The organism is Citrobacter sp. ABFQG (genome assembly GCF_004322975.1).
In the GTDB taxonomy this organism is placed as follows: domain Bacteria; phylum Pseudomonadota; class Gammaproteobacteria; order Enterobacterales; family Enterobacteriaceae; genus Citrobacter; species Citrobacter freundii.
In genome coordinates, this window is sequence record NZ_CP036435.1 from 1,578,267 (window position 1) to 1,599,881 (window position 21,615).

Here is a 21,615-nt window from a genome sequence, read left to right on the forward strand (position 1 = left end):
CACTTGACCTTCCCGTAAGGGGAAGGCTTATGCTTAAAAGATAGCCTGCTTAAGCTGCTGAATATAAGGAAGTGAGAATGCAACGTCGTGACTTTTTAAAGTACTCCGTGGCACTGGGTGTCGCGTCAGCGTTACCTCTGTGGAGCCGGAGCGTATTTGCCGCCGACCGTCCCGCCTTACCCATTCCTGAACTGTTAACCGCCGATGCTTCGAATCGCATCCAGCTGATCGTGCAAGCCGGGCAGTCAAACTTTGCCGGTAAGACGGCCACGACCTGGGGATATAACGGCAATCTGCTCGGACCGGCGGTCAAGCTGAACAAAGGGCAATCGGTGAACGTGGATATCCATAACCAGCTTGCCGAAGAGACGACGTTGCACTGGCACGGGCTGGAAATCCCCGGTGAAGTCGACGGTGGGCCGCAAGGCATAATCCCGGCGGGCGGGAAACGTTCAGTGACCTTCACGCCGGATCAGCGCGCGGCAACCTGCTGGTTCCACCCTCATCAGCATGGAAAGACCGGTCATCAGGTAGCGATGGGGCTGGCCGGACTGGTGCTGATTGAAGACGAAGAGATTCGCAAGCTGATGCTGCCTAAGCAGTGGGGAATTGATGATGTGCCGGTAATTATTCAGGACAAACAGTTCTCTGCTGATGGGCAGGTTGATTATCAACTGGACATCATGACCGCCGCAGTCGGCTGGTTTGGCGATACGCTGCTGACCAATGGGGCGATTTATCCTCAGCATGCCGCACCGCGCGGCTGGCTGCGCCTGCGTCTGTTGAATGGTTGTAACGCGCGCTCGCTGAACATTGCGGCCAGCGACAATCGTCCTTTGTACGTCATTGCCAGCGACGGTGGGCTGTTGGCGGAACCGGTAAAAGTGACCGAGCTTCCTATGCTGATGGGCGAGCGCTTTGAAGTGCTGGTGGATGTCAGTGACGGCAAAGCTTTTGATCTGGTAACTCTGCCAGTCAGCCAGATGGGGATGGCAATTGCGCCATTTGATAAGCCGCACCCGGTGATGCGCGTTCAGCCGCTGCTGATTACCGCTTCCGGCACGCTGCCGGATACGCTGACATCCATGCCATCGCTGCCGTCACTGGAAGGTCTGACGGTGCGCAAGCTGCAGCTGTCGATGGATCCGATGCTCGATATGATGGGCATGCAAATGCTAATGAAGAAATTCGGCGGTCAGGCCATGGCTGGTATGGATCATGGAAAGATGATGGGCCATATGAATAATGACAATATGGACCACGGCAATATGAATCATGGCAATATGAACCACGGTGAGATGGGGAATATGCAGCATGGCAACATGGGCAACATGAAGCATGGCGGATCGTTTGATTTCCATAATGCCAACCGGATTAATGGTCAGGCGTTTGATATGAATAAACCGATGTTTGCCGCGGCAAAAGGGCAGCATGAACGCTGGGTGATTTCTGGTCAGGGCGACATGATGCTGCATCCGTTCCACATTCACGGCACGCAGTTCCGCATTCTGTCTGAGAATGGCAAAGCGCCTGCCGCACACCGTGCGGGATGGAAGGACACGGTGCGGGTAGAAGGCGGCGTGAGCGAGGTATTGGTTAAGTTTGACCATGACGCGCCAAAAGAGCATGCCTATATGGCGCACTGCCATCTGTTAGAGCATGAAGATACCGGGATGATGCTCGGCTTCACCGTCTAAAAAAATCGCGCTGTGCTTATCCGGCCTACAGAAATCTCTCGTAAGCCGGATGAGACACAGTCTCTTTACAGCGTTTCATCGCACGACTCCCTCCTCCTGCTAATTCTGCTATTGCACATAAAGTAATCGCCTTTAGAGCCGATAATCATTGGGTACCCAATGTGAGTTCAATGGATGAAATACTATGATTAAAAATGTGCGCGTTATTACCGGCATTCTTCTGGTTCTCGCCATTTTCTGTTTGCTACAGGCCGTGACAGGAAGTTTTTTTTATTCTGCAGTAAACAATGATCGCCATAATTTCCAGAACTCAGGCACCCTGAATGCCCAACAGGAAAATCTGAGTGATAGCGTCAATACGCTGATTAAAACCCGGGTAACGGTAACCCGCGTAGCAATTCGTTTCTTAAAGAACCAACGCGATCCGGCCTCACTGGCGGCAATTGATACTTTGCTAAAAACGGCGAGTGAGTCGATGAAGAAGGCTGAGGGATACTTCGCGCATTATCAGTCATTGCCGCAGGTGTCGGGGCAGAATCCGCAAATTGCATCTGAAATGGAAAAACAGTATCGGCAGATGCACGACGTGATGGCGTTATCGATAGAGTATCTGCGCGCGAATAACTATCAGGCCTATGGCGATCTTGATGCTCAGAAGGCGCAAGATGAAATGGAAGCCAGTTATGACCAGTGGCGTAACGAAAATAACGCGTTGCTTCAGCACGCGGCGGCGGAGAATCAGCACAGCTTTACCCGCATGCAATGGACATTAGGGGCAATTGTCGTCGCTGTGCTCATCGTTCTGGGCATGATCTGGAGTGGGTTGCAGCATATGCTGCTTAAACCCCTGGCGCAGATTATGGAGCATATTCGCATTATTACCCGTGGTGATTTGACCCATCAACTCGACGTCCAGGGACGTAATGAAATGGGGCGTTTGGCGACGGGGTTAGATGAAATGCGACAGTCGCTGATTTCGACAGTCACGTCGGTGCGTAACAGCTCAGAAACGATTCATAGCGGTGCAGCGGAAATCTCGTCAGGTAACAACGATCTGTCTTCGCGTACCGAACAGCAGGCTGCTTCACTTGAAGAGACTGCCGCCAGCATGGAACAGCTTACTGCAACCGTGAAGCAAAATACGGACAATGCGAAACAGGCGACTCAATTGGCTAAGAATGCGTCTGATACTGCCGCGCGTGGTGGACGGGTTGTTGATACTGTCGTGCACACGATGAGTGAAATTGCCGGTAGTTCACAGCAAATTGCGCAGATCACCAGCGTCATCGACAGTATTGCTTTCCAGACCAATATCCTGGCGCTCAACGCGGCGGTTGAGGCAGCCAGAGCAGGAGAGCAGGGACGAGGATTTGCTGTTGTAGCGGGTGAAGTCCGTACTCTGGCAAGCCGTAGCGCTCAGGCAGCCAAAGAGATCAAAGCGTTGATTGATAACTCAACTCACAGCGTGGGGATGGGATCTCAGCAGGTGTCGGACGCGGGTAAAACGATGAAAGAGATTGTCGCTGCGGTCACCCGCGTGACGGACATCATGGGGGAAATCGCCTCAGCCTCAGAGGAACAGAGTCGGGGGATTGAGCAGGTGAGTCTCGCGGTCTCGCAGATGGACAGTGTCACACAACAAAACGCCGCGCTGGTAGAAGAGTCTGCCGCCGCCGCCGCTTCGTTGGAACAACAAGCTGAACAGTTACGCCTGGCCGTGGCAGCATTTCGCATCACTCGCGATACCTCCAACAGTGAGCATCGGAAACCGCCTAAGGATGCTCCGCAAGCAACCTCTGCAGGGAGTACGACACAAGACCCGCATTGGGAAACGTTTTAGCCGCATGCTGTCGTGCGAACCTGGTTTTGATTAATAAGCATACAAAAAACGACGCAAACGGGTTCTCCTGTGAACTATCAGAGGAACCCGCTCTCTTTACTGGTATACTTCATCAACTGAATTGTTTGTATGCTGTCGCAAGTTTTGTGGTTAGAGCGGGTCGCCGTCTGTCAGTCGGTGTATCAACGTAAGCGCTTTCTTTCGATCTGCATGATGTGTCAACTGATAAAAATCAGTGAGTTATAGGGTTTATGAAACATACTGTTGAAGTGATGATCCCGGAAGCGGAGATCAAAGCGCGTATTGCTGAACTGGGGCGCCAGATTAACGAACGTTACAAAGACAGCGGCAGCGATATGGTGCTGGTTGGTCTGTTACGTGGCTCATTTATGTTTATGGCGGATCTGTGCCGTGAAGTGCATGTCTCCCACGAAGTCGATTTCATGACGGCATCCAGCTATGGCAGCGGAATGTCTACTACGCGTGATGTTAAAATCCTGAAAGACCTGGATGAAGACATTCGTGGCAAAGACGTGCTGATTGTCGAAGACATCATCGACTCCGGCAATACGCTGTCCAAAGTGCGTGAAATTCTGAGCCTGCGCGAGCCGAAATCCCTGGCTATCTGCACGCTGCTGGACAAACCTTCTCGTCGTGAAGTGAATGTTCCGGTCGAGTTTATCGGATTCTCTATTCCAGATGAGTTTGTGGTCGGTTACGGCATTGACTATGCCCAGCGTTATCGCCATCTGCCGTATGTTGGCAAAGTGGTGCTGCTGGACGAGTAATTAGCGGGAGCGCCTGATGGCGCTTCGCTTATCAGACCTGCGGCGTAGGTTTGTAGGCCGGGTAAGGCGTCTCCGCCTCCCGGCAATGTCACATTATTTATGGTTGCTGTGTTTCTGACTCAGGTTAGACAACCCCTGGCGATAGCGCTGCTCCAGCGTTTCGCGGCTGGTGGCGGTGACGTCGAGATCGCGCAATAGACCGTCATGAATACCGTAAGCCCAGCCGTGAATGGTAACTTTCTGACCGCGCTTCCAGGCTGAACGCATAATGGTTGAGTGGCCGAGGTTGTAGACCTGCTCCATGACATTCAGTTCGCATAGGGTGTCCATGCGACGTTCCTGCGGCATTTCGCCCAGCAGTGAGCTGTGTTTGAACCAGATATCGCGGATGTGCAGTAACCAGTTATCAATCAGCCCTTGTTCTTTATTTTCAATCGCCGCCTGGACGCCGCCGCATCCGTAGTGGCCGCATATAATAATATGTTCCACTTCCAGCACATCCACCGCATACTGAACGACTGAGAGACAGTTCAGGTCGGTGTGAATAACCAGATTGGCAACATTGCGGTGAACAAATAATTCGCCCGGTTCAAGACCGGTTAATCGTTCAGCGGGAACGCGGCTATCGGAACATCCAATCCATAGAAAACGCGGATTCTGTGCATGCGTCAGCGTTTCAAAAAATCCGGGATCCTCTTCTACCAGCATCTTTGACCATAGTGCATTGTTGCTGATGAGTGTATCTATGTCTTTCATGGAGTTGTACGACCCGAAGCCAGATAAATTCGATGGGCTAATATAGGGTAACTCCAGCATTAATTAAACTATATATAAAATGTCAGAACGTAAGGTAAGTAAAAAACCATGACCATTGCTCTGGAACTTCAACAACTTAAAAAAACCTATCCCGGTGGCGTTCAAGCGTTACGCGGGATAGATTTGCAAGTCGAAGCGGGTGATTTTTATGCGCTTTTGGGACCGAATGGTGCAGGAAAGTCCACCACCATTGGAATAATCAGCTCGCTAGTGAACAAAACCTCCGGGCGGGTGAGCGTCTTCGGATACGATCTCGAAAAAGATACGGTTAACGCGAAACGCCAGCTTGGTCTGGTACCGCAGGAGTTTAACTTTAACCCGTTTGAAACCGTGCAGCAGATCGTGGTCAACCAGGCGGGTTACTACGGCGTTGAGCATAAAGAGGCGGTCAAACGCAGCGAAGTATATTTAAAGCAGCTCGATTTATGGGAAAAACGTAACGAGCGTGCGCGCATGCTTTCCGGCGGGATGAAACGCCGTCTGATGATTGCTCGTGCTCTGATGCACGAACCAAAATTACTCATCCTGGATGAACCAACGGCGGGTGTCGACATTGAACTGCGTCGTTCAATGTGGGGCTTTTTAAAGGATTTAAACGACAAAGGCACCACCATTATTCTGACCACTCACTACCTCGAAGAAGCAGAAATGCTGTGTCGCAATATCGGCATTATTCAGCACGGCGAGCTGGTGGAAAACACCTCGATGAAGAGCCTGCTCTCTAAGTTGAAATCCGAGACCTTTATTCTCGATCTGGCACCGAAAAGCCCGTTGCCGAAACTGGACGGTTATCAGTACCGGCTGGTAGACACTTCCACGCTGGAAGTGGAGGTGCTGCGTGAACAGGGGGTTAACAGCGTCTTCTCTCAGCTTAGCGCGCAGGGCATTCAGGTATTGAGTATGCGTAACAAAGCGAACCGACTGGAAGAACTGTTTGTTTCTCTGGTTCATGAAAAACAAGGAGATCGCGCATGATGCAGCTTTATTGGGTGGCGCTGAAAAGCATCTGGGCGAAAGAGATCCACCGCTTTATGCGTATCTGGGTTCAGACTCTGGTTCCCCCCGTCATCACCATGACGCTCTATTTTATTATCTTTGGTAACCTAATCGGCTCGCGTATCGGCGAAATGCATGGTTTTAGCTACATGCAGTTTATCGTGCCAGGGCTGATTATGATGGCGGTGATCACCAACTCGTACGCGAACGTGGCATCGTCATTCTTCAGCGCTAAGTTTCAACGCAATATTGAAGAGCTGCTGGTCGCCCCGGTACCAACGCACGTGATCATCGCTGGTTTCGTTGGCGGCGGCGTGGCACGTGGCTTGTGCGTAGGCGTTCTGGTAACGGCTATTTCACTGTTCTTCGTGCCTTTCCAGGTGCATTCCTGGGTCTTTGTGGCGCTTACGCTGATGTTAACGGCGGTACTGTTCTCGCTGGCCGGTTTGCTGAACGCTGTCTTTGCTAAAACCTTTGACGATATCAGCCTGATCCCAACCTTCGTACTGACACCACTGACCTATCTGGGTGGCGTGTTCTATTCGCTAACGCTGCTGCCACCGTTCTGGCAGGGGCTGTCGCATCTGAACCCGATTGTCTACATGATTAGCGGTTTCCGCTACGGCTTCCTGGGGATTCATGATGTTCCGCTGGTCACCACGTTTGGTGTGCTGGTGGTGTTTATCGCTGCGTTTTATTTGCTGTGCTGGTACCTGATTCAGCGCGGACGCGGCCTGCGCAGCTAATTCTTTCTTCCTCTCCTTGCCTGGGAGAGGAAGACTTTTGATGCTTGTCACCATTATGGATTTATCACACTGATAAACTACTTGCCTGCTAAGGAGGTAGGCAATGTTAGGTTGGGTAATTACCTGTCATGACGATAAGGCACAGGATATGCTGCATCGTCTGGAGAAAAAGTACGGCCCGTTGGCCCAATGTCAGGCGGTAAGTTTTTGGCGTGGACTCAGCTCGAATATGCTAAGCCGCATGATGTGCCATGCTCTGCATGCTACAGATTCAGGTGAGGGTGTGGTATTTCTGACGGATATGGCTGGGGCTGCGCCTTACCGTGTCGCGTCGTTAATGAGTCATAAACACCCCCAGTGTGAAGTGATTTCAGGTATCAGCTATCCATTGCTTGAGCGAATGATTTCGTCACGGGAATCGCTGAGCAGTTCTGCGTTTCGGGATTGCATCGTCGCACTTGGAGGCCCCGAAGTCTCCAGCCTCTGGCATCAACAACAAAAAAATCCCCCCTTCGTATTGAAGCATGATTTGTATGAGTATTAATCATTGGTATTGATGATGCTTTTGCTACAATAGCCGAGGTTACTCGCCTCGGTTATCTCATATGGTTATGCGCGTTCTGCTTGTTTTATTGCTCCTGTTTTCTGGCAGCGTCGCTGCGGCTTTGCCTGCTCGTTATATGCAAACCACCGAAGCCGCCGCCGTATGGGCGCAGATTGGCAATAAGATGGTGACGGTTGGGAATATTCGCGCCGGGCAGATCCTCGCTGTTGAGCCTATTGCGGCAGACTATTACGAATTTTCCTTTGGTTTTGGCACCGGGTTTATTGATAAGGGACACCTGGAGCCCGTTCAGGGGCGGCAGAAAGTCGATGATGGTCTGGGCGATCTCAATAAACCGCTCAGTAACCAAAGTCTGATAACCTGGAAAGATACATCGGTTTATAACGCTCCGGATGTCGGTAGCGCCCCGTTTGGCGTGCTGGCGGATAATCTGCGTTATCCGATTATCAGCAAGCTTAAAGACCGACTCAACCAGACCTGGTACCAGATTCGCATTGGTGGCCGACTGGCCTATGTTAGCGCGCTGGATGCGCAGGAAGACAACGGCATCCCGGTGTTAACCTATCATCATATTTTGCGCGATGAAGAGAATACCCGCTTTCGCCATACCTCCACTACAACCTCCGTACGCGCTTTCAGCAACCAGATGGCCTGGCTCCAGGATCGCGGCTACACCACGTTGACGATGTATCAACTGGAAGGCTACGTGCAGAATAAAATGAATCTCCCGGCGCGGGCGGTGGTGCTGACTTTTGATGATGGTCTCAAGTCAGTGAGCCGTTATGCTTACCCCATTTTGAAGCAGCACGGCATGAAGGCCACGGCGTTTATCATCTCCTCACGCATCAAGCGCCACCCGCAGAAGTGGGATCCGAAATCGCTGCAGTTTATGAGTCTCTCTGAACTGAACGAGATCCGGGACGTGTTCGACTTCCAGTCGCATACCCATTTTTTGCATCGGGTTGATGCGAATCGCCGGCCGATCCTACTGAGTCGCAGCTATCATAATATTCTGTTCGATTTCGCCCGTTCGCGCCGGGCATTGTCCCAGTTTAATCCTCACGTTCTGTATCTTTCGTATCCGTTTGGGGGTTATAACGCCACGGCGGTAAAAGCAGCAGGCGACGCGGGATTCCACATGGCGGTCACCACGGTGAGAGGGAAGGTTAAGCCGGGAGATAATCAGTTCTTATTGAAAAGGCTTTATATTTTAAGGACGGATTCGCTGGAGACGATGTCGCGGCTGATAGTCAATCAGCCGCAGGGGTAAGTACTGTCAGGCAACCTGTACCGGAATAGCTTTCGCGGTGCGCTTCATCTCGTTGTCGCCTTCAAAATAGGCCACTTTCGGACGCCAGGTGCGGGCTTCTTCGTCAGACATGGTGACGAAGCTGGCGATAATTACAATATCGCCAACATCAGCGCAATGCGCTGCTGCTCCGTTCACCGAGATGATTCTGGAGCCGCGTTCAGCCGCAATTGCATAGGTTGAGAAACGTTTACCGTTGGTTACGTTCCAGATATCAATAGCTTCGTTTTCCAGAATACCTGAGGCATCGAGGAAATCCTGGTCGATGGCGCAGGAGCCTTCGTAATGCAGGTCCGCCTGCGTGACTTTTACGCGGTGGAGCTTGCCTTGCAGCATGGTGCGAATCATAACTTCTATACCCTGTCGTTTACCTTGGCTAAGCAGACGAAACTGGCCTGCTTTGAGAAATTCTCAGGCAGTATTGCCCGATTTTTAACCCCTGTCTACTGGGCTAATGTAACGCTTTGATTATCGATCAGACGCGCCTGACCCAGCCAGGCGGCAGCCAGAATCACCGCGCGTTTGCTGGTTTCCGTCAGCTCCAGCAGCGTGTCGGCATCACGAATCTGAATATCGTCGGCGCGGAAGCCTTTTTCATTCAGCTCCTGCTCGGCAATAGCAATAATCTCCTGCAACTCACGATTACCCGCAATCAGTTTTTCTGCGATGCTATTCATCACTTTGTGCAGACCCGGCGCAATTTTACGCTGTTCTGCGGTCAGATAACCGTTACGTGAGCTAAGCGCCAGGCCGTCTTTGGCGCGAATAATCGGCACGCCAACGATCTCAATGTCATAACCCATATCCGCCACCATTTTGCGGATCAGCGCCAACTGCTGGAAATCTTTCTCGCCGAAGCAGGCGAGGTCAGGCTGGATAAGGTTGAACAGCTTGCTGACGATAGTGGAAACGCCGCGGAAATGGCCCGGACGGCTGGCGCCTTCCAGCATGGTGGAGAGACCGGGAACCTCAACAAAAGTCTGGCCTTCCAGACCCTGTGGATAGATTTCCTCAACGGCTGGTGCAAAAACATAATCGACTTTGCGCTTGTTCAGCTTTTCACAATCTTCCTGCAGTGTGCGCGGATAACGCACCAGATCGTCCGGTCGGTCAAACTGCATCGGGTTGACGAAAATGCTGGCGATTACCACATCAGCCCGGGCTTTTGCCTCATCGACCAGCTTCATATGGCCGTCGTGCAGATTTCCCATGGTGGGAACCAGTGCGATGCGTTTACCTTCCTGACGCAGACGACGAATATGCTGGCGCAGCAGCGGCAGGGTTTCAATAATTAACACAACAAGACTCCTTAAATACGATGCCTGATGGCGCTTCGCTTATCAGGCCTACGTGTGAAGATGTAGGCCGGATAAGGCGCGTAGCGTCACCATCCGGCGTAATGGCGTGCTGGCGGATAAATTAATGGAAGCTGTGTTCTTCGCCCGGGTAAACGCCGGACTCCACTTCAGTCATATACTGCCGCACTGCGGCGCGCATGTCGCCTGCTTCATTGAGGAAATTCTTCGCAAATTTCGGGATATGACCACCGGTAATGCCAAACGCATCGTGCATGACGAGAATTTGCCCGTCGGTGACGTTACCTGCGCCAATACCGATAACCGGAATAGAAAGTGCTTCAGTGACGCGCTTCGCCAACTCAACCGGCACGCACTCCAGCACCAACAGCTGAGCGCCAGCGGCTTCTAAGGCCAGCGCGTCATCCAGCAGCACTTGTCCGGCATCGCCGCGGCCCTGAATTTTATAGCCGCCAAACACGTTCACCGACTGCGGGGTTAACCCCAGATGGCCGCAAACCGGTACGGCGCGTTCGGTGAGCATTTTCACCGTATCAACCAGCCACGCGCCGCCTTCAATTTTGACCATGTTGGCGCCCGCACGCATAACCACCGCGGCGTTTTCAAACGCCTGTTCCGGGGTGGCGTACGTCATAAATGGGAGATCGGAAAGCAGTAGACAGTTAGGGGCGCCGCGACGCACAGCGCGAGTGTGGTAGGCGATATCGTCAACGGTGACAGGCAGAGTGGAGTCATGCCCCTGGATCGTCATGCCCAGCGAGTCGCCAACCAGCATCACGTTAATGCCCTCGTCAGCAAATAGTTTGGCAAAGCTGTAGTCGTAGGCGGTAATTGTCGCGAAGCGTTTTTTCTCTTGCTTGCATTTCTGCAGCAGTGAAATGGTAGTGGGTTTCATAACATTTCCTGATGATGAAAGTCATATTTATCGGCATTCTAACAGTCACATTCAGGGGGGCAATTGTTTTAAGCAATCGTTTGGCGCTAAAGCAGTAAACGCTAAAGGGGAGGAGATACTTTACCAGTGTGCAGGTTTTGCAGTACCAAGATGGGTGAGGTGCTGATGCAGTCTGATTCCATCCGGAAAAATAAGCTCAGGTGCGATTTCAAATAACGGCCACAGCATAAAACCACGGTTTTTCATGTCGTAGTGCGGCACGGTCAGGCGTTCGGTGTTAATCACTTCATCGCCAAACAGCATAATATCGAGGTCCAGCGTTCGCGGTCCCCAACGTTCAGCTTTGCGCACCCGGCCCTGTTGCAGTTCAATTCGCTGGGTATGATCCAGCAACGCTTCGGGGGCGAGAGCGGTATCCAGCGCCACGGCGGCGTTCAGATAGTCGGGCTGATCCTGTGGACCCAACGGGGGGGTGCGATAAAACGAAGAAACCGCAACGATACGGCTGTCAGGGATTTCGCCGATCGCTTGCACGGCAGCATTCACCTGCTCCAGGGGAGAAGCTAAATTACTGCCGATGGCGATATAAACGACGGTCACGCGCTACCTTCGCGACGCGGCGCACGCTTACGCGGGCGGCGATGGCGACGGCGTACGTCAGGCTCTTCATCCAGTTCGTTCAGCATGCCTTTTTGTTCCGGCGGCGCGGAAACCTGGAATTCACCCCACCATTTCGCCAGTCGCTGCAGTTCAGCGTTGTGTTCTACTTCGGCACGCAGTGCTAACAGGTCGTAAGCTGCGCGGAACTTTGGATGTTCCATCAGCTTCCAGGCGCGTTTACCCTGACGACGGGACATACGTAATTGCAACTGCCAGATATCGCGGGTTAGCGAGGTCAGACGTTTCGGGATCGCCAGCGAGCGGCAGGCTTCGTCCAGCACGTCGTTCATTGCCAGCGCGAAAGCGTCGTAGTAAGCCAAACCGCTTTCTTGCGCAATTTTCTGCGCGGCTTCCAGTAACGGATACCAGAACATCGCGGCGAACAAGAACGCCGGGTTAACGCGCATATCATTGTTAATGCGGTTATCGGTATTCTTCAGCACCTGAGCGATAATGCGTTCCATCGGGCTGTCACCGTCTTCGGTGAAGTAGCGTGTAATGGTTGGGAACAGCGGCTGGAACAGGCTGTACTCACGCAGTTTTTTATAGGTTTCATACCCATAGCCCGCCTGTAACAGCTTAAGTGCTTCTTCAAACAGGCGTGCGGGAGGAATGTCGTTCAGCAGCGTTGCCAGACGCGGGATCGGCTCTGCGGTTTCCGGGCTGATACGCATGTCGAGCTTGGCGGCAAAGCGCACGGCGCGCAGCATACGCACGGGATCTTCGCGATAGCGCGTTTCCGGATTACCGATCAGGCGAATGATGCCCTCTTCGAGGTCCTGCATACCGCCGACGTAATCACGCACGGTGAAATCGGCCACGCTGTAATACAGGCTGTTTATCGTGAAATCGCGACGTTGGGCATCTTCTTCAATGGAGCCGAAGATGTTGTCGCGCAGCAACATACCGTTTTGCCCGCGTTGCGACGTGGTACGATCGGCTTCGCTGCCTTCATGATGGCCGCGGAACGTCGCCACTTCGATAATTTCTGGGCCGAACATGACATGAGCCAGACGGAAACGGCGACCGACCAGGCGACAGTTACGAAACAGTTTACGCACCTGATCCGGCGTTGCGTTAGTAGTGACATCAAAATCTTTCGGCTTTTTGCCCAGCAAAAGATCGCGTACACCACCGCCAACCAGCCATGCCTCGTATCCGGCCTTATTGAGCCTGTACATTACCTTCAGGGCATTTTCACTGATATCTTTGCGGGAGATAGAGTGCTGCTCACGCGGAATTACCGTCATATGTGGACGGGCGACGGCGAGCTCAGCCTCGCGCTCCTCGCGGCTTAGCACCTTGCGGCAAAAATTAGCGACTCGGGTAAAAATAGTGCACCTCGGTAGTGTCAAACTTCAATCAGAACAAGTGTTGCTGTGTAAAAATAGCGGCTAATCATAGCTCAGCGTGGCGCATTTGAGAATGCCGGATTTAAGATCACTGATTCAGGCACTGTTGTCAGACGCCAGTTCTCAACGGCAAACGCCAGGATCTGGTCCACACGCATCTCCTGCCACGGGATATCGGCACGCTGGCCGAGAAAGCGTAGCGCGGCAATAATCACCGGGCGCGGATCGCCTTGTGGTAGCGCAGGTGCATGATTTTGTTTTGAAAGTTTAGCGCCTTGTTCGTTGAGCGCCAGCGGAAGATGAATATAGTCAGGCGCTTGCCAGCCAAACTGCTGATACAAAGAGATTTGCCGCACCGTGGGTTCGATGAGATCGGCGCCGCGAACAATCTCCGTTACGCCCTGAAAGTGGTCATCAACTACCACGGCGAGGTTATAGGCAAACAGCCCGTCGCGGCGGTGGATGATAAAATCTTCACCAGCAAGTTGCGGGTCAGCCTGAATCACACCGCGTAGCCGGTCAGTAAACTGCATCACGGGATGGCGTTGTTTAATACGGACGGCCGCCTGTTCTGGCCCGAGGCGTAACTCACGGCAGTGACCGTCGTAAATACCGCCGACGCTTTGAATACGCGCTCGCGTGCAGGTGCAGTAATAGCTCAGATCCTGCTGATGCAGCCAGGTAAGCGCCTCGCGGTAGGCTTCATGGCGTTGGGATTGCCATAAAATATCGCCATCCCAGTGCAGGCCGTAATGTTCCAGCTGACGCAGGATCGTATCTGCGGCACCGGGAACTTCACGAGGGGGATCAATATCTTCAATGCGTACTCGCCAGATTCCGCGCCGGGCACGAGCCTGCAGGTAACTGCCGAGGGCGGCAATCAGTGAACCGAAGTGCAGTTCGCCGGAGGGGGAAGGGGCGAAGCGGCCAATATAGTGTGAATCGCTCATTTTACGGACTGACAAATAATAAGGCGGGAGAAACTCCCGCCTGTAGTAAACGTGGTAAAAATGACCGGAATTAACCTGCCATCTGTTTTTCGCGGATTTCTGCCAGCGTTTTGCAGTCGATACACAGATCGGCTGTCGGACGCGCTTCCAGACGGCGAATACCAATTTCTACGCCGCACGATTCGCAGTAGCCGAAATCTTCGTCTTCTACCTTCTTCAGCGTCTTCTCGATCTTTTTGATCAGTTTGCGCTCACGGTCACGGTTACGCAGCTCAAGGCTGAATTCTTCTTCCTGCGCGGCGCGGTCCACCGGATCAGGGAAGTTAGCCGCTTCGTCTTGCATATGAGATACGGTGCGATCAACTTCATCCCTAAGTTGATTACGCCATGCCTCAAGAATACGCCTGAAGTGCGACAGCTGGGCTTCGTTCATATACTCTTCGCCCGGTTTCTCCTGGTACGGCTCCACCCCAGCGATGGCGAGAATACTCAGGGACGATGTTTTACGGTTTTGCCCTTCTTGCATGTTGCTTCTCCTTAACACGCACTATCGATCCCCATGTTCGGGGGAAAAATCAGGTCGCTATAAATAGCAGATGCTTTTCCGGATAGCAATTATCTAAACGTAACACTTGACAACCCTGTGAGGAAAAGCGTATTTGCCCACGCGTCCAGAATACTAATTAACCAAATGTTTACACCATTACAAGGTAATGGGCAACGGCTCTTTAAGAGTCATGCCATGGGCAGAAAGTTCCGCTTTATAAACCAGAATTTCTACCCCCTTAAGCTGTGCCTCAACTAATAATTGCGCATATTTTGCATCGATATGGTGCGCGGGTGAAAACCGTGTAATAGCTGAATGCAGCACGGCGAAAAATATCACTGCCCGCTTGCCTTCAGCCGCTACGCTCATCAATTCCCGAAGATGCTTCTGACCTCGTTCAGTGATGGCATCGGGAAAATAACCCTGCTCTTTTTCCGCCAACGTGACTGATTTCACTTCAATATAGCAGTCAGGTCGGGAATCTGCCTGTAACAAAAAGTCGATACGGCTCCCTTCGGCGCCGTATTTTACTTCACTTTTCAAGACGCTGTAGCCTGAAACTTCTGAAATTAGCGACTGCTGAATCGCCTCTTTCGTTAATCTATTGGCCCACAGCGTGTTAACACAAATAAATGCCCCGGATTGGGTTTGCGTTAATTCCCAGGTATGTGGATATTTCCGTTTAGTATTTTCTGATGTCGAATACCAGACGGTGTCACCCGGGGTGGCACATCCGGTCATCGCGCCAGTATTTGGGCAGTGTAACGTTAACGTTGAGCCATCCGGTGTGATCACATCCGCTAAAAAACGCTTGTAGCGCTGGATGAGCGTTGCAGGTTGTAAAGGTGGAGAAAATTGCATAAATAGTCCCTTTAATTATTCAGTCAGCGTCCAGCGTTGCAGCTGCGTATAACGCGTGCGTCCTCGTGCGAATGAAGAGGAGTAAAGTGCGAACTCCGTGACCGGAAATGACCAGCCAAAGCCCGGTGGGGGGATGGGAACCGCGTGTCCGGCATCGCGCAGCAGCGTGATATGTGGGTGAAACGGCTGCGGGCTTTGATAACACCCGCTGCGCGCGGCCTGCGCCCGCAGCATATTCGCCAGTTGTAACAGTCCGCGCGGCGGCTGACGCATCCCCAGCCACACGACCCGCGAGCGCAGCCATTGCCCGGCATCATCCAGTTTGAGCGTAAAACCTGGCTGGCGAATGCGTCCGGCTAGTTGCGACAACGCCTGTTGCTTCTCTGCGCTGACATCACCTAAAAAGGCCAGCGTCAGATGCAGGTTTTCTGCCGCAACGGGACGCCCGGCTTCTGCGGGGAACTGCTCCGCACGCCAGTGAACAATTGGCTCACGGATTGCGCCAGGCAATTCAATCGCAAAGAACAGCCTTTTTGGCTCAGACATGATGGATACTCGGTTATGAATTAACGCGATGCTACAATGCAGCGCGAAGAATGTTAACCCTCTGGAGCTATTTGTGACGTCGTTGCCCGTTGCCGCCGTAGTGCCTGAACTGCTTACCGCCCTTGATGCCTCGCCGCAGGTGCTGCTGACCGCGCCGACCGGTGCCGGGAAATCGACCTGGCTGCCGTTGCGACTGCTTGAACATGGTGGCATCAAGGGGCGGATTATTTTGCTGGAGCCGCGCCGTCTGGCAGCACGCAACGTGGCGCAGCGGCTGGCGGAGTTGCTGAACGAAAAGCCCGGTGAGACCGTGGGTTATCGCATGCGCGCGCAAAGCTGCGTGGGGTCGCAGACCCGGCTGGAAGTTGTGACGGAAGGCGTCCTGACGCGCATGATCCAGCGCGATCCCGAACTCACTGGCGTCGGGTTAGTGATCCTCGATGAATTTCACGAACGGAGCCTGCAGGCCGACCTGGCGCTGGCGCTGTTGCTGGATGTACAGCAAGGTCTTCGTGACGATCTGAAACTATTGATCATGTCCGCAACGCTCGATAACGGGCGCTTGCAGCAGTTATTGCCCGATGCGCCCATGATTATCTCTGAAGGCCGCACATTCCCGGTCGAGCGACGGTATCAGCCGCTGGCGGCACATCTGCGTTTTGACGAAGCGGTGGCGATAGCGACGGCGGAGCTACTGCGCCATGAAAGCGGGTCGCTGCTGCTGTTTTTACCGGGCGTTGGGGAAATCCTGCGCGTGCAGGAACAACTGGCAACGCGTGTGGGCGGCGATGTTGTGTTATGTCCATTGTACGGCGCGTTGACGCTGGCTGAGCAGCGTCAGGCGATTTTGCCCGCGCCGCAAGGTAAGCGCAAAGTGGTGCTGGCGACCAATATTGCCGAAACCAGCTTAACGATTGAAGGCATCCGGTTGGTGGTGGATTGCGCCCAGGAGCGCGTGGCGCGCTATGACGCGCGTACCGGTTTAACGCGGTTGATTACCCAGCGCATTAGCCAGGCATCGATGACACAGCGAGCCGGGCGAGCTGGTCGTCTGGAGCCAGGTATCTGCCTACATTTGCTTGCCAAAGAGCAGGCGGAAAGAGCGGCGGCGCAGGGAGAGCCTGAGATATTACAGAGCGATCTGTCCGGACTACTGATGGAGCTGCTGCAATGGGGATGTACCGATCCTGAGCAACTGAACTGGCTGGATACGCCGCCCGCTATTAACCTGCAGGCGGCAAAACGGCTGTTGCAGATGCTGGGCGCGCTTGAGGGCGACAGGCTCAGTGCCCGTGGGCAGAAAATGGCGGCTTTGGGTAATGATCCCCGTTTAGCGGCTATGCTGGTTAGCACCAAAAATGACGATGAAGCGGCATCGGCCGCAAAACTGGCCGCAATTCTGGAAGAGCCGCCGCGCGGGGGCAGCACCGATTTAGCTGTGGCGTTTTCACGAAATCAGCCCGCCTGGCAGCAGCGCAGTCAACAATTATTGAAACGGCTTAACGTACGCAGCGGGCAGCCCGACATCGCGTTGCTCCCTTTGTTGCTGGCGCAAGCGTTTGCCGATCGGATCGCCCGTCGACGTGGACAAGAAGGGCGCTATCAACTGGCCAACGGCATGGGCGCGATGCTGGATGCCGATGACGCCCTGGGGCGCCATGAGTGGCTGATAGCGCCGCTGTTACTGCAGGGTAGCGCATCGCCAGATGCGCGTATTTTGTTAGCGTTGCCGCTGGATATTGAAGCGTTGATGCAGACGTGTCCTGAACTGCTGCAACAGTCCGACACCATCGAATGGGATGAAGCCCAGGGAACATTAAAGGCACTGCGTCGGTCGCGTATCGGCCAGTTGACGGTAAAAGTACAGCCGCTGGCCAAGCCCTCGGAAGAGGAACTACACCAGGCGATGCTGAATGGTATTCGCGATAAAGGGCTAAGTGTGCTCAACTGGACGCCGGAGGCCGAGCAGTTTCGGCTGCGTTTGCAATGTGCGGCAAACTGGTTACCGGAGTACGACTGGCCTGCGGTAGATGAGGATTCTCTGCTGAATACGCTGGAGCTCTGGCTGCTGCCGCACATGAGCGGTGTGCACTCTTTACGCGCGTTAAAAGCACTCAATGTGGGTCAGGCATTGCGCGGTTTGCTGGACTGGTCAATGCTGCAACGTCTGGATAGTGAACTGCCAGCGCATTACACTGTGCCAACGGGAAGTCGGATTGCCATTCGCTATCATGAGGATAATCCTCCTGTGTTGGCCGTTCGGATGCAGGAAATGTTTGGTGAAGCAAACACCCCGACTATCGCCCAGGGACGCGTGCCGCTGGTACTGGAGCTGTTGTCTCCGGCCCAAAGACCGCTACAGGTGACGAGCGATCTAAGCGCGTTCTGGCAGGGATCGTACCGCGAGGTGCAAAAAGAGATGAAAGGGCGTTATCCCAAACATGTCTGGCCGGACGATCCGGCGAATACCGCGCCAACGCGGCGCACCAAAAAGTATTCATAGCTGTATGCGTGGTTGCCTGATGGCGCTGCGCTTATCAGGGCGAACGTAGGCCGGATAAGGCGTTTTACGCCGCCATCCGGCATGAATACAGCTGAAAATTGAGAGATTTCTTCTTCTGTCGCAGGACGGAAGAACAGAGAATCGGGCCTTTGCGCCTGAATGTTGCGGAGAAAAAGCATGGCGGGGAATGACCGCGAGCCAATTGGACGTAAAGGGAAACCCTCACGTCCAGTGAAACAAAAGGTGAGCCGTCGTCAACTCAGAGATGAAGAGTATGACGACGATTATGATGATGATGACTATGAGGATGAAGAACCGATGCCGCGTAAGGGTAAAGGCAAAGGGCGTAAGCCTCGTGGTAAACGCGGCTGGTTCTGGCTGCTGGTAAAACTGTCGATTGTTTTTTTGGTGCTGATCGCTATTTACGGCGTCTATCTGGACCAAAAAATCCGTAGCCGTATCGACGGTAAAGTCTGGCAGCTTCCGGCGGCAGTATATGGCCGCATGGTTAACCTCGAGCCAGAAATGCCCATCGGCAAGAACGAGATGGTGAAGCTGCTGGAGGCCACGCAGTATCGTCAGGTCTCGAAGATGACGCGTCCGGGCGAATTCACCGTACAGGCGAAGAGCATTGAGATGATTCGTCGTCCGTTTGACTTCCCGGACAGTAAAGAAGGGCAGGTGCGCGCACGTCTGACCTTTGATGGCGATCATCTGGACACTATCGAGAATATGGATAACAACCGCCAGTTCGGTTTCTTCCGTCTCGATCCACGCCTGATTACCATGCTCTCTTCACCTAACGGCGAGCAGCGCCTGTTTGTCCCGCGCAGTGGATTCCCGGATCTGCTGGTAGATACGCTGCTGGCAACCGAAGACCGTCACTTCTATGAGCATGATGGCGTCAGCATCTACTCGATTGGTCGTGCGGTGCTGGCCAACCTGACGGCCGGTCGCACGGTGCAGGGGGCGAGTACGCTGACTCAGCAACTGGTGAAGAACTTGTTCCTGTCTAGCGAACGTTCTTACTGGCGTAAGGCCAACGAAGCCTACATGGCGCTGCTGATGGATGCGCGTTACAGCAAAGATCGCATTCTTGAACTGTACATGAACGAAGTCTATCTCGGTCAAAGCGGCGATAATGAAATTCGCGGCTTCCCGCTGGCGAGCCTCTATTATTTCGGTCGTCCGGTGGAAGAACTGAGTCTCGACCAGCAGGCGTTGCTGGTGGGGATGGTTAAAGGGGCGTCAATCTATAACCCATGGCGTAATCCGAAGCTGGCGCTGGAGCGTCGTAACCTCGTGCTGCGTTTGCTGCAACAGCAGCAGATCATCGATCAGGATCTGTATGACATGCTGAGCGCGCGTCCGTTAGGCGTACAGCCGCGTGGTGGAGTGATCTCGCCACAGCCAGCCTTTATGCAGATGGTGCGTCAGGAGCTTCAGGCGAAGCTGGGCGATAAAGTTAAAGATCTCTCCGGCGTGAAAATTTTCACCACCTTTGATTCCGTGGCGCAGGACGCTGCGGAAAAAGCGGCGGTGGAAGGCATTCCGGTGCTGAAGAAACAGCGTAAGCTGAGCGATCTGGAAACCGCGATTGTGGTGGTTGACCGATTCAGTGGCGAAGTTCGCGCCATGGTTGGCGGGGCAGAGCCGCAGTTCGCGGGCTATAACCGTGCGATGCAGGCGCGTCGTTCGATTGGTTCTCTGGCGAAGCCGGCGACCTATCTGACTGCGCTCAGCCAGCCGAAGCTTTACCGCCTGAATACCTGGATTGCTGATGCGCCGATTGCGCTGCGCCAGCCGAACGGCCAGGTGTGGTCACCGCAGAACGATGACCGTCGCTATAGCGAAAGCGGAAGAGTGATGCTGGTGGATGCGTTAACCCGCTCCATGAACGTACCGACGGTAAATCTGGGGATGGCGCTGGGCTTGCCTGCCGTGACCGATACCTGGTTGAAACTGGGCGCGCCGAAAGATCAGCTTAACCCGGTTCCGGCCATGCTGCTGGGGGCGTTGAACCTGACGCCAATCGAAGTAGCGCAGGCGTTCCAGACTATCGCCAGCGGCGGGAACCGTGCGCCGTTGTCGGCGCTGCGTTCGGTGATTGCCGAAGATGGTACCGTGCTGTACCAGAGCTTCCCGCAGGCTGAGCGTGCCGTTCCGGCGCAGGCGGCGTATATGACGCTGTGGACCATGCAGCAGGTGGTTCAGCGTGGTACGGGTCGTCAGCTTGGCGCGAAATATCCTGGCTTGCATCTGGCAGGGAAAACCGGGACCACCAACAACAACGTGGATACCTGGTTTGCCGGGATCGACGGCAGCCAGGTGACCATCACCTGGGTGGGCCGCGATAACAACCAGCCAACCAAGCTGTACGGTGCCAGCGGCGCGATGTCTATTTATCAGCGTTATCTGGCTAACCAGACGCCAACACCGCTGGTGCTGACGCCACCGGAGGATGTGGTGGATATGGGCGTAGACTACGACGGTAACTTCGTTTGTAGCGGCGGGATGCGCACGCTTCCGGTATGGACCACCGATCCTGATTCGCTGTGTCAGCAGGGTGAAATGCTGCAGCAGTCGGGGAATCCGTTCGATCAATCTTCTCAACAGCCGCAGCAGCAGCCTCAACAGCAGCAACCGCCGCAGCAAGAGAAGAAAGACAGCGATGGCGTGGCTGGTTGGATAAAAGATATGTTTGGCGGTAACTGATTTTTTAGCTGTCCTCCCCCGCATCGGTGCCTGCTGATGTGGGGGAATTCTCCCTCTTGTGGTATTCGCATTTCGGTCTGTATAGCAAGCTCAGGATAGGGTGAACAGTGATGGTGTTTCCTGCCTATATTTTCTGTTTAATCATAAATTCAATATATTATTTTTTTGTATATATCATCGGTTGGTTGATTTTATTCTATTTTTTCTGCATTTTTTTATTGTCTGCCCGTATTTATATGTGAGTAATATTGTTTTTATGAATATGTTCATGCTGGCTTAAATCACCATTAAGAAAATATTGTTTTCATAAATTGTTCTGCTAAAACAAGATGTTGTGTGTTGTTTCTTTAATTTTGGTGAATGCGTTGATTAGCTTTTATTCATTATGGTACGTAGAATAGATGACACAAGGGAATGTTTTAAACTGAATGAGTTGATAAAGATATATTATATCTATGATGTTGTTGATTTTATATTCCAGCACATCTCCAGCCATTGTCTATTTCCCCTCTG

At 53.3% G+C, this 21,615-nt stretch carries 19 protein-coding genes; 9 read left to right on the top strand and 10 right to left on the bottom strand.

Annotated elements, in window-relative coordinates:
- Window positions 1-77 precede the first annotated feature (77 nt).
- The 3 genes from cueO (at window position 78) to hpt (ending at window position 4,325) form a co-directional block, all read left to right on the top strand.
- Window positions 78-1,697 carry a multicopper oxidase CueO gene (cueO, locus tag WN16_RS07625; RefSeq protein ID WP_003845765.1) on the top strand — a complete coding sequence of 540 codons (1,620 nt, stop codon included), beginning with the start codon at window positions 78-80 and terminating at the stop codon, window positions 1,695-1,697.
- 184 nt (window positions 1,698-1,881) lie between these two features.
- A complete protein-coding gene (locus tag WN16_RS07630; RefSeq protein ID WP_003837476.1) occupies window positions 1,882-3,537 on the top strand; it encodes a methyl-accepting chemotaxis protein in 1,656 nt (551 codons plus the stop codon).
- Between the two features lie 251 nt (window positions 3,538-3,788).
- Window positions 3,789-4,325: a hypoxanthine phosphoribosyltransferase gene (gene hpt, locus WN16_RS07635; protein WP_003018658.1), complete on the top strand. Its 537-nt coding sequence runs from the start codon at window positions 3,789-3,791 to the stop codon at window positions 4,323-4,325.
- 93 nt (window positions 4,326-4,418) lie between these two features.
- Here hpt and can read toward each other — a convergent pair whose 3' ends face one another.
- Complete coding sequence (can, locus tag WN16_RS07640; protein WP_003018654.1) at window positions 4,419-5,081, bottom strand: carbonate dehydratase; 663 nt, start codon at window positions 5,079-5,081, stop codon at window positions 4,419-4,421.
- A 108-nt stretch (window positions 5,082-5,189) separates the two neighbouring features.
- Here can and WN16_RS07645 point away from each other — a divergent pair, with 108 nt between their 5' ends.
- The 4 genes from WN16_RS07645 (at window position 5,190) to WN16_RS07660 (ending at window position 8,718) form a co-directional block, all read left to right on the top strand.
- Entirely contained in the window at window positions 5,190-6,116 is a 927-nt protein-coding gene (locus WN16_RS07645) for an ABC transporter ATP-binding protein (RefSeq protein ID WP_044698970.1), read from the top strand.
- Window positions 6,113-6,883 carry an ABC transporter permease gene (locus tag WN16_RS07650; protein WP_044698968.1) on the top strand — a complete coding sequence of 257 codons (771 nt, stop codon included), beginning with the start codon at window positions 6,113-6,115 and terminating at the stop codon, window positions 6,881-6,883. The genes WN16_RS07645 and WN16_RS07650 overlap by 4 nt, the downstream gene beginning before the upstream one ends.
- A 103-nt stretch (window positions 6,884-6,986) precedes the next feature.
- Entirely contained in the window at window positions 6,987-7,427 is a 441-nt protein-coding gene (locus WN16_RS07655) for a PTS sugar transporter subunit IIA (protein WP_003837482.1), read from the top strand.
- Between the two features lie 61 nt (window positions 7,428-7,488).
- On the top strand, window positions 7,489-8,718 hold the full coding sequence (locus WN16_RS07660) for a polysaccharide deacetylase family protein (RefSeq protein ID WP_003837485.1): 1,230 nt from the start codon (window positions 7,489-7,491) through the stop codon (window positions 8,716-8,718).
- A gap of 6 nt (window positions 8,719-8,724) precedes the next feature.
- On the opposite strand, the gene panD is transcribed toward WN16_RS07660, so the two are convergent.
- The 9 genes from panD to thpR form a co-directional block, all read right to left on the bottom strand.
- A complete protein-coding gene (gene panD, locus WN16_RS07665; protein ID WP_003018640.1) occupies window positions 8,725-9,105 on the bottom strand; it encodes an aspartate 1-decarboxylase in 381 nt (126 codons plus the stop codon).
- Between the two features lie 95 nt (window positions 9,106-9,200).
- Complete coding sequence (gene panC / locus WN16_RS07670) at window positions 9,201-10,055, bottom strand: pantoate--beta-alanine ligase (RefSeq protein WP_003018638.1); 855 nt, start codon at window positions 10,053-10,055, stop codon at window positions 9,201-9,203.
- 121 nt (window positions 10,056-10,176) lie between these two features.
- Complete coding sequence (gene panB / locus WN16_RS07675) at window positions 10,177-10,968, bottom strand: 3-methyl-2-oxobutanoate hydroxymethyltransferase (RefSeq protein ID WP_003018636.1); 792 nt, start codon at window positions 10,966-10,968, stop codon at window positions 10,177-10,179.
- 120 nt (window positions 10,969-11,088) lie between these two features.
- Window positions 11,089-11,568 (bottom strand): 2-amino-4-hydroxy-6-hydroxymethyldihydropteridine diphosphokinase, encoded by a 480-nt coding sequence (gene folK / locus WN16_RS07680; RefSeq protein ID WP_003837487.1) that lies wholly within the window; start codon window positions 11,566-11,568, stop codon window positions 11,089-11,091.
- Window positions 11,565-12,962, bottom strand: a complete 1,398-nt coding sequence (gene pcnB, locus WN16_RS07685) for a polynucleotide adenylyltransferase PcnB (RefSeq protein ID WP_203237415.1) — start codon at window positions 12,960-12,962, stop codon at window positions 11,565-11,567. The genes folK and pcnB overlap by 4 nt, the downstream gene beginning before the upstream one ends.
- A gap of 71 nt (window positions 12,963-13,033) precedes the next feature.
- Complete coding sequence (gluQRS, locus tag WN16_RS07690) at window positions 13,034-13,930, bottom strand: tRNA glutamyl-Q(34) synthetase GluQRS (RefSeq protein WP_016149569.1); 897 nt, start codon at window positions 13,928-13,930, stop codon at window positions 13,034-13,036.
- A 70-nt stretch (window positions 13,931-14,000) separates the two neighbouring features.
- Complete coding sequence (dksA, locus tag WN16_RS07695; protein ID WP_003018625.1) at window positions 14,001-14,456, bottom strand: RNA polymerase-binding protein DksA; 456 nt, start codon at window positions 14,454-14,456, stop codon at window positions 14,001-14,003.
- 177 nt (window positions 14,457-14,633) lie between these two features.
- Window positions 14,634-15,338: a DNA/RNA nuclease SfsA gene (sfsA, locus tag WN16_RS07700; protein WP_003837495.1), complete on the bottom strand. Its 705-nt coding sequence runs from the start codon at window positions 15,336-15,338 to the stop codon at window positions 14,634-14,636.
- A 15-nt stretch (window positions 15,339-15,353) separates the two neighbouring features.
- Entirely contained in the window at window positions 15,354-15,884 is a 531-nt protein-coding gene (thpR, locus tag WN16_RS07705) for an RNA 2',3'-cyclic phosphodiesterase (RefSeq protein WP_003018620.1), read from the bottom strand.
- Between the two features lie 73 nt (window positions 15,885-15,957).
- On the opposite strand from thpR, the gene hrpB reads away from it, so the two are divergent.
- Window positions 15,958-18,387, top strand: a complete 2,430-nt coding sequence (gene hrpB, locus WN16_RS07710; protein ID WP_044698965.1) for an ATP-dependent helicase HrpB — start codon at window positions 15,958-15,960, stop codon at window positions 18,385-18,387.
- Between the two features lie 177 nt (window positions 18,388-18,564).
- Entirely contained in the window at window positions 18,565-21,102 is a 2,538-nt protein-coding gene (gene mrcB / locus WN16_RS07715; protein ID WP_103790810.1) for a bifunctional glycosyl transferase/transpeptidase, read from the top strand.
- Window positions 21,103-21,615: the final 513 nt, after the last annotated feature.

Coding starts and splice junctions, on each gene's coding strand:
- cueO (WP_003845765.1), top strand. CDS start 78: ATGCAACGTCGTGACTTTTTAAAGTACTCCGTGGCACTGGGTGTCGCG.
- WN16_RS07630 (WP_003837476.1), top strand. CDS start 1,882: ATGATTAAAAATGTGCGCGTTATTACCGGCATTCTTCTGGTTCTCGCC.
- hpt (WP_003018658.1), top strand. CDS start 3,789: ATGAAACATACTGTTGAAGTGATGATCCCGGAAGCGGAGATCAAAGCG.
- can (WP_003018654.1), bottom strand. CDS start 5,081: ATGAAAGACATAGATACACTCATCAGCAACAATGCACTATGGTCAAAG.
- WN16_RS07645 (WP_044698970.1), top strand. CDS start 5,190: ATGACCATTGCTCTGGAACTTCAACAACTTAAAAAAACCTATCCCGGT.
- WN16_RS07650 (WP_044698968.1), top strand. CDS start 6,113: ATGATGCAGCTTTATTGGGTGGCGCTGAAAAGCATCTGGGCGAAAGAG.
- WN16_RS07655 (WP_003837482.1), top strand. CDS start 6,987: ATGTTAGGTTGGGTAATTACCTGTCATGACGATAAGGCACAGGATATG.
- WN16_RS07660 (WP_003837485.1), top strand. CDS start 7,489: ATGGTTATGCGCGTTCTGCTTGTTTTATTGCTCCTGTTTTCTGGCAGC.
- panD (WP_003018640.1), bottom strand. CDS start 9,105: ATGATTCGCACCATGCTGCAAGGCAAGCTCCACCGCGTAAAAGTCACG.
- panB (WP_003018636.1), bottom strand. CDS start 10,968: ATGAAACCCACTACCATTTCACTGCTGCAGAAATGCAAGCAAGAGAAA.
- gluQRS (WP_016149569.1), bottom strand. CDS start 13,930: ATGAGCGATTCACACTATATTGGCCGCTTCGCCCCTTCCCCCTCCGGC.
- dksA (WP_003018625.1), bottom strand. CDS start 14,456: ATGCAAGAAGGGCAAAACCGTAAAACATCGTCCCTGAGTATTCTCGCC.
- sfsA (WP_003837495.1), bottom strand. CDS start 15,338: ATGCAATTTTCTCCACCTTTACAACCTGCAACGCTCATCCAGCGCTAC.
- thpR (WP_003018620.1), bottom strand. CDS start 15,884: ATGTCTGAGCCAAAAAGGCTGTTCTTTGCGATTGAATTGCCTGGCGCA.
- mrcB (WP_103790810.1), top strand. CDS start 18,565: ATGGCGGGGAATGACCGCGAGCCAATTGGACGTAAAGGGAAACCCTCA.